The organism is Phenylobacterium sp., assembly GCF_044372605.1.
Lineage (GTDB): Bacteria > Pseudomonadota > Alphaproteobacteria > Caulobacterales > Caulobacteraceae > Phenylobacterium.
Genome location: NZ_JBILRO010000162.1, coordinates 1 through 7,770 on the forward strand (window position 1 = coordinate 1; position 7,770 = coordinate 7,770).

Below are 7,770 nucleotides of genomic sequence, written 5' to 3' on the forward strand. Positions count from 1 at the left end.
TGTCTCGGCGGCTACCGTTTCGTTGGAGGTACCGGGACCGACGAGAATGTCACAATCAACGGCGGCGATGGCCGCGACCTCATCCAGCTTGGCGCCGGAGCAGACAGTCTCAATGGCGGCGCAGGTAACGACGCATTGGCGGGGGGAAGCGGGTCAGACACTCTTGTCGGCGGCGAAGGCCGGGATGAGTTTGATTTCTTTGGGGGCGAAGACACGACCATATTCGCCGCGCTGGATCAGATCCTGGATTGGAACAGTGAGGATTACTTATACTTCCAGGACCTTTCGAGCTTGTCATCTATCGGCGCTGGTGCGCCCCACAATTATCTAGAAACATTTTCTACGAGCTATGAAGCAGCGCTGTCATTTGCCAACACACAAATCGCGGTTGGTATTGTTCAATACGTGGTAGCGTTTGTTGGGAGCGACGTGATTGTATTTGCGGACTCAAAGAACAACGATGGAGTGGCTGATACAGCGGTCAGGATAGTTGGCCGCACCCTAGATGATATCAGTATGGCAAACTTCCTAACCGGCTGATTGGCCAAAACTGGTCGTGCTAGTTTCTAGCAGAGTCAGAGCACCCAGCAGTTGCATTGGGTCGGCAAGGCTACGCGCCTCAATCCATCAACCGCTGCATCAGATAGGTGAACTCCAGCGCACTGCCGAGGGCGACCTCGTTGAGATTGGCCGCGGCCGCGTGGCCGCCGTCCATGTTCTCCCAGTAGAGGTAGTCGTAGCCGTACTCCTTGAGCCGCGCGGCGGCCTTGCGGGCGTGGGCAGGGTGGACGCGGTCGTCCTTGGTGGACGTGCGGATGAAGACGCGCGGATAGGGCTGGCCGGGCATCAGGTTCTGGTAGGGCGAGTAGGTCATCAGCATGGCCCGTTCCGCAGGGACCTTGGGGTCGCCGTACTCGCCCATCCAGGACGCGCCGGCACCGATGTGGTCGTAGCCGATCATGTCGAATAGAGGCACCTGGATGACGATGGCGTTGTAGAGCTCCGGCCGCATTGTCAGGGCCACGCCCATCAGGAGGCCACCGTTGGAGCCGCCGACGATGCCGAGCTTCTTCGGGCTGGTGATCCTGCGCGCGATCAGGTCTTCGGAGACGGCGAAGAAGTCTTCGTAAACCCGCATGCGGTTCAGCTTGAGCCCCGCATTGTGCCAGCGCGGGCCGAACTCGCCGCCGCCCCGGATATTGGCCACGACAAAGACGCCACCCCTCTCGAGCCAGAGCTTGCCGGTTATTCCGGAATAGAATGGCGTCTGACTGATCTGGAAGCCGCCATAGGCATTCAGCAGGGTCGGATTGGAGCCATCAAATGTCATGCCCTTCGCGTGGACCACGAAGTACGGAACCTTCGTGCCGTCCTTCGACGTGGCCCAGAACTGTTCGGTGATGAAGCGGGACGCATCGAAGCGATCCGGCAGCGCCCGGAGCTTGACCGGCGTACCGCCCGCCGCATCCGCCAGCCACTGGCTGGTGGGCGTCAGGAAGCCGGCCACGCTCAGCACCAGCCGGTTGTCGATGTCCGAGGTGGAGGTGACGGTGACGGTGGAATCCTCTGGCAGCTCCAGCTTCGTGGCGGCCCAGCGCCCGGCCTCGCGCTGATAGCTCAGCACCTGGCTTTTCACGTCGTCCAGCATCACCACCAGCAGCCGGTCCCGAGTGGTCGCCACCTGTTCAACGGCCTGATTGGCGGCGGGGCGCAGGACCAAAGCCGGCGTCGAGGCGTCCGGCTTGCGCTTGACGGCGGCCAGATCGAAGTCGACGAGATCGCCCTCCTTCATGCCCTTGGCGCCCCAGGCCTCGTCCAGGCTGACCAAAAGGCGGCCATCCACGTAACCCTGGATCGACACCTTCTTGGGCAAGTCGAGCCGCAAGGGGCGGTCATCGTCCAGCAGGTAGTATTCCGCGTTGAAGGTATCGAGCGGGCGATAGATGATCACCGCCTGCACCTTGCCGGCCGGATCACGCAGAATGATCGGCTGCACGCCGTATCCGCCATCGTCGCGGGCGCCGACGAAAACCTGTCTGGCCGCAGAAAGCGACTGGCCGCGCTTCAGCAGTTTGGCGATGTAGGGATAGCCCGAGGTGGTGACATCGCCCTTTGCCCACTCGGTGACGACGAACAGGGTGTCCCTATCGATCCACTGAACCCGCGCGCCCATGTGCTTGCCTTCGGGCAAGCGGAACCCACCGTCGACGAACTGGCGTGTCTGCGTATCGAATTCCCGGATCTCGACGGCGTCCTTTCCGCCGTTGGACAGGCTGACCAGGCAATATCGGTCATCAGGCGCCAGACAGGTCGCACCGGAAAACACCCAGTTGGCCCCTTCCGCCCTGGCCAGGGCGTCGATGTCCAGGATTGTTTTCCAATCGGGATTGCCCGCGCGGTAGCTCTCTACCGAGGTGGTGCGCCAGATGCCGCGTACGTGTTCGGCATCCTGCCAAAAGCCCCGGAACGATCCGTCGCCGGCGAAGCTGACGGACGGAATCCGGTCCTTCGCCGTGGCGATCTTCAGCGCATCCGCATAGAGCCCGGCATAGCGCGGATCGTTCTGAAGCTGCGGCAAGGATCGGTCGTTCTCGGCCCTGGCCCAATCCAGCGCCCGGGCGCCCTCGATCTCCTCCATCCAGGTGTAGGGATCGTCTTCAGGCGCCGCGGCTCCCATCAGGAAGACAGCGGCGAGGCAGGTGACGAGAGCAGCAAGACGCATGGAGGAACTTCTAGGGGCATGGTCGGTCAGCTCTACCTCAGGGCGAAGGAACCGTCACCTTTGATAGCAAATCGGCGCTCACCGCAGCGCCATGGCCCCCACGACCGCCAGCGGCCAGAGCGTGAAGGCCGTCGCGGCCAGGATGCGCAGCCACACCGCGCGGCGGCGGCGATGGCGGAACTCGGTCTCGTAGAGGGCGGCGTAATCGAGGGTGGTCATGTCGATCTCCTGTCTGATGAGGAGACGCTGGATTCAAGCTACGTCAGAATCGGACGTGGGTTCGGCGGGCGACCTCGATTTCGTCCACCAGCATGTCCTGCAGCGCCTGCGGCGCCACCACCTGGGCCTTGTCGCCCCAGGTGAACAGGTGCCAGGCCAGTTCGCGCATGCCGCTGGCCCGGAAGCGGACCATGACGCTGCCATCCGGCTGTGGCTCCACCCGTTGTTTGGCGTGGAACCGCCAGCGCAGGGCGTCCTCGGCGCCGTGGGGCAGGATCTTCAGCACCACATTATGGGTGTCGTCCTGGTAGATGCCGAAGCTCTCGTCCGCATAGGCCTGAAGGGAAAAGTCCTCCGGCCGGAAGCCCGGTGTGCCGGTGACCTCGACCTCGAAGATGCGATCGAGGCGCCAGTTGCGAGGGCCGATCCCGGCGTCTTCCGCCGCCACCAGATAGTTCGAGCGTCCGAACAGGATGCCGAACGGCGTGACTTCACGCACGCGCCCGGGCGTGGATCCCCCCTCGTATCGGAACCGCAGGGTCGACAGCGCCTTGAGCCCTTCGCGCACCGCCGAGAGGACACTGGCCTCCTCGAACGGGCGGGGCCCGGCTGTGACAGCGATGGTCTCGGCCTGCAACAGCGCCTCCAGATCCGGCGCCAGCCTGCGCCGCGCGGCCGCGCGGGTGGCCGACAGCACCTTCTGCTCCAGCGAGCGCAGGGCCCTGGCCCGCTCGGTAGCGCCCTGTCGATCCATCAGCTCGGCCGAGGCCGACAGCGCCGCCATCTCTTCTGCGGTGGGCGCCTGGTACAGGTGATCCAGCCCGGAGGGGATCCTGAACCGGGTGACCGGCCACTCCACGACCTCCTCAAGCTGTGGAAACACGTCTCGCACGGCGTCGCGCATGCGCTCGACCGTACGCCGGCTCACAGACAGGCGCTGGGCCATCTCGTCGAGCGTCAGCCCCTCCGCCGTGCTGGCCAGCATCCGGGCCAGCTCCAGCACCTGACCGGCTTTCTCGTGTCGCATGAAATGCTACGTCCGTTTCTGTCGTAGCTCCGGAATAAACCCGAAACATCGAAAGCCCGCAAGGAGTTCACGCCATGGCCTCGACGTTTCAGCCCCGCCGCCGCCCGGTCCGTTTCAGCCCGCGCCCGACCAAGCCCTCATTCCCGAGCCGCCCGGCCCTGCCCCCGGCTGCGGTTGTCGACGCGGTGCTGCGGTTTCATGATGTGGCGCTGGATCAGGGGGGCGAGCGCACCCTGTTGCGGCTGTCAGCCCACCGGTTGCATCAGCCCGAGGTCGAGGCCGCGCTCGGCGCCCATGCCACCCGCGCCGCCGGCGTGGCGATTCTCTGGAACGAACGCGAGAGCCAGATCATCCGGGTGCTGGAGGCGGCGTGAAGCGCGCAGGAACCATGCAGGGCCTGCGGTACGAGGGTCAGAAGCTCCAGGACCTGGAACGCGCCTTCGTTTGGCCGGTCTAGGACGCCTTCGGCCGAAGCGTCAGGCTCAGGGTCTGCTTCGGCGCGGTGATCGAGTTCAACACCTCGAAATCAAGCTCAAGCGTCTGCGGCGTGACGCCGCCCGTCACCTGCAAGGCGACTTCGCCAAAGGGCGGCACGACCACCACATCGGCACTGTTGTAAAATGCCTGTCCACCCTTGCGGCGCAGCGTGTAGCGGATCGGCGAGTTGTTCTTGAGCTTGAACGCCAGAACGCGCGACTTTTCCACCACATCACCCGCCTCGACACTGAGCGAAGCGCGGACGACCTCTTCCACATTGGCCGGGCGGCCGATCACGGTCTGCTTGAACCAGGCCACAGTACGCCCCGCGCGCAGGGCGTCGCGGATAGCGGCGGGCGTACGGGTCGGCGCCAGCACCAGGGTAACGGCGCGATGCCCCCCGTTGGCCACATCAAAGTCCCAGTCAATGAGGCCGTGAATGTCCGAGGTGCCCAGAATGGTCAGGTTCTTGTCCAGGGCGACCTGCAGGGCGGACTCCGAATAGTCCTCGCCGTTGGCCACTTCGACGCCATGCAGCAGCCCGGCCGCGATCAGCCGTTCCTGCAGGGGATTGAGTCGCGTGATGCCGTCGGGCGCCTGGCGATGCCAGTAGGGGTGGTTCCAGAATACGAACCCGCCCTGGGCATTGGCGGTGCGAAGGGCGACCTCCACGTCGTCAACCTTCAGCGCATTGGCGTCGGTGATGAACACCGCATTGATGTGTCCCGGCGGCATGTTGCGGGTGATTTCAGCGCCGGCGATGACCAGAAGGTCCGGTTTGGCCATCCCCGAGGCCAGGTTGTACGAACGGTTGCGGTCAGGATGAGGGATGTCAGCGGCATGCGGCTGGTATTCGATGTGCTCGGTGACAGCCAAGGCGGTCAGACCGTCGCGCTCGGCTTCCTGCACGCGGATGTCAGGCCAGACGCTGCCGTCGGAAAAGACGCTGTGGGTGTGCAGGTCAACGGGAAGGATCAACCCCCCGGATATCGTCTTCGGGAAAACCATGAGCCGCGGATTGCGGGCCGTTTCATGGGCCGCCGCCGGCAGGCTCAGCGCCACCCAACCCAACAGACCTGCTACCCAGCCGCGCATGTGATTTCCCCACGTTGTCGGGGATCCTTCGCACGTCCTCGCTACAGGCCTGTGACAGCCGCGACGGTCAGGCCGGGATTACTTCCGGCCCGCCGAAGCGCTCACGCCATTCGGCCACCTGGGTGTCCTCGATCTTGCGGAACAGCACTTCAGGCGCCTTTACGGTCTGCCCGGGCGTGAGGAGTTCCAGGGCCCTGTCGGGATCCGGCCAAAGGCCCGGACCAACGCCAACTCCCACTGATTCGCCGATGACCTTCGCGGTGAACGGAATGAACGGCTCGGCGACCCTGGCGAACAGGGCCACCAGATTGAGCCCTGTACGCACCGCCACGCCCGCGCGCTCCGGATCGGTTTTCAGCGCGGTCCAGGGGGCGGCCTCGGTCAGGTACTGGTTGCCCAGCACCCAGAGCTGACGCAGCGCCGCCGAGGACTTTCGGAACTCGCGCGCCTCCATGAAACCGGTCAGCTCGACCAGCTTGGCCTGAACATCGGCCCTCAGTTTGAGCTCCAGCGGCCCATCGACACCGCCCGCCGGGACCACGCCCTCAAAGCGCGTCTCGGTGAACTTCAGGATCCGGTTGACGAAATTGCCCAGCACATCGGCCAGGTCCGCGTTCACCTGCGCCTGGAACTGTTCCCAGACGAAGGTGGCATCCGAGGTTTCCGGCGCATTGGCGACGATCCACCAGCGCCAGTAGTCCGGCGGCAACAGCTCCAGCGCCTGGTCCATGAACACGCCGCGGTTCTGCGAGGTGGAGAACCGGCCGCCGTAATAGTCGAGCCAGTTGAAGCCCTTGAGTTCGTCCACCAGCTTCCAGGGCGCGTTGGCCCCCTCGTTCACGCCCATCAGGGTGCAGGGGAAACCCACCGTGTGGAACGGCACATTATCCTTGCCCATGAACTGGACGTAGGTGACGTCATCGGCGACGGGCTGTCGCCACCAGCGCTCCCAGTCCGCATCCGCGGCTTTTCCACCGGCCCTGGCGTCGGCCCACTCAGCGGTGGCGGAGATGTATTCGATCGGCGCGTCGAACCAGACGTAGAAGACCTTGCCCGCGAGCCCTTCCACATCCGGCGTCCGGCCCTCGGGGTTCGGGCCCCAGTCGGCGGCATTGACCGGCACGCCCCAGTCCAGGTCACGGGTGATGCCCCGATCCTGCAGGCCCTCGTCCAGCCACTTCAGGGCGATGGAGGTGACCAGCAGGGGCCACCGGCCCTTCCGCGCCTCTATCCCCTCACGCAGCCGGTCGGAGAACAGGCTCTGGCGCAGGAAAAGATGCTTGGAATCGCGGATCTCGATGTCCGTCGAGCCCGAGACCGCCGAGCGCGGATGCAGCAGGTCGGCCGGATCCAGCACCCGGGTGCAGTTTTCGCACTGGTCGCCGCGCGCCGATTCGTAGCCGCAGTGCGGGCAGGTTCCGATCACGTAGCGGTCGGGCAGGAAGCGCCTGTCGGCGCGTGAATAAACCTGCTGGGTGACCCGCTCCTCCAGGAAGCCGCCCTCCCAGAGTTGCCGCGCGAACATCTGTGTCTGCAGATGGTTCTGCGGCGAGGACGAGCGCCCGAAGTGATCCCACGACAGGCCGAATCGCGCACCCAGATCGGCCTGAACGGCGTGCGCGTTCGCACAGAATGTCGCCGGATCGAGCCCGGCCTCGGCGGCCGCGAGCTCTGTAGGCGTGCCATGCTCATCCGTCGCGCAGATGTAGAGGGTCTCGCGTCCCCTGCCCCGCTGGAACCGCGCGTAGACGTCGGCCGGCAACATCGAACCGGCAAGCGTGCCCAAGTGCTTGATCCCGTTGATGTAAGGCAGAGCCGAGGTGATGAGAATGCGGGACATGGGCCGTAACGGTTTGCGCGGAAAGCCGGGCTTATAGGCCGACGGGCAGGTTCGCCAAAGTCCGCCGTGCAAGAAAGGCTCGCCAAACGGCGCTATCGGCGCAAACTCTATCTATCGGGGCGATGGCGGCAGCCCCTGAGTCTGTCCAGAACAGCCGTCGTGAAACGGGAGAATGCGCATGCTGCGTAAGACAATTCTGGCTGTGGGGGTCACGACCTGCCTCTCGCTGACCGCCTGTGGTGAAAAGCCGGCCGCTGATGCGGCCGCGACGGCGCCGGCCGCCGAGAAGTTCTTCGGTCGCGAGGCGCCGCTGTATGCCGGACAGGAGAAGCTCGAGTCCCTGCAGGCGGGAACGATAGAAGCCGCGCCGGGTGGCGGAGTGATCCTGAA

General features: G+C 64.8%; 7 protein-coding genes and 1 pseudogene. 3 read left to right on the forward strand and 5 right to left on the reverse strand.

The genetic code is table 11. The features are described 5' to 3' along the window. Window positions 1-540, forward strand: a pseudogene (locus ACIQ42_RS12870) (hypothetical protein); the annotation flags it as partial. 79 nt (window positions 541-619) lie between these two features. On the opposite strand, the gene ACIQ42_RS12875 reads toward ACIQ42_RS12870, so the two are convergent. The 3 genes from ACIQ42_RS12875 to ACIQ42_RS12885 all read right to left on the reverse strand — a co-directional run bounded on the left by ACIQ42_RS12875 (window position 620) and on the right by ACIQ42_RS12885 (window position 3,968). Then, window positions 620-2,722: a prolyl oligopeptidase family protein gene (locus tag ACIQ42_RS12875; protein ID WP_397422598.1), complete on the reverse strand. Its 2,103-nt coding sequence runs from the start codon at window positions 2,720-2,722 to the stop codon at window positions 620-622. Between the two features lie 78 nt (window positions 2,723-2,800). After that, entirely contained in the window at window positions 2,801-2,941 is a 141-nt protein-coding gene (locus ACIQ42_RS12880; RefSeq protein ID WP_397422599.1) for a hypothetical protein, read from the reverse strand. Window positions 2,942-2,984: 43 nt separating this feature from the next. Further along, the gene (locus ACIQ42_RS12885) at window positions 2,985-3,968 is read right to left on the reverse strand and encodes a helix-turn-helix transcriptional regulator (protein WP_397422601.1); all 984 of its coding nucleotides are present in this window, start codon (window positions 3,966-3,968) and stop codon (window positions 2,985-2,987) included. A 74-nt stretch (window positions 3,969-4,042) separates the two neighbouring features. Here ACIQ42_RS12885 and ACIQ42_RS12890 point away from each other — a divergent pair, with 74 nt between their 5' ends. Further along, window positions 4,043-4,342 carry a hypothetical protein gene (locus tag ACIQ42_RS12890; RefSeq protein ID WP_397422602.1) on the forward strand — a complete coding sequence of 100 codons (300 nt, stop codon included), beginning with the start codon at window positions 4,043-4,045 and terminating at the stop codon, window positions 4,340-4,342. Window positions 4,343-4,421: 79 nt separating this feature from the next. On the opposite strand, the gene ACIQ42_RS12895 is transcribed toward ACIQ42_RS12890, so the two are convergent. Together ACIQ42_RS12895 and metG are read right to left on the reverse strand one after the other, a co-directional pair. Next, window positions 4,422-5,540, reverse strand: a complete 1,119-nt coding sequence (locus ACIQ42_RS12895; protein WP_397422604.1) for an Sb-PDE family phosphodiesterase — start codon at window positions 5,538-5,540, stop codon at window positions 4,422-4,424. A gap of 67 nt (window positions 5,541-5,607) precedes the next feature. Further along, complete coding sequence (gene metG / locus ACIQ42_RS12900; protein WP_397422605.1) at window positions 5,608-7,380, reverse strand: methionine--tRNA ligase; 1,773 nt, start codon at window positions 7,378-7,380, stop codon at window positions 5,608-5,610. A 178-nt stretch (window positions 7,381-7,558) separates the two neighbouring features. On the opposite strand from metG, the gene ACIQ42_RS12905 reads away from it, so the two are divergent. Beyond that, on the forward strand, window positions 7,559-7,770 hold a 212-nt coding region (locus ACIQ42_RS12905), incomplete at its 3' end, for a hypothetical protein (protein ID WP_397422607.1).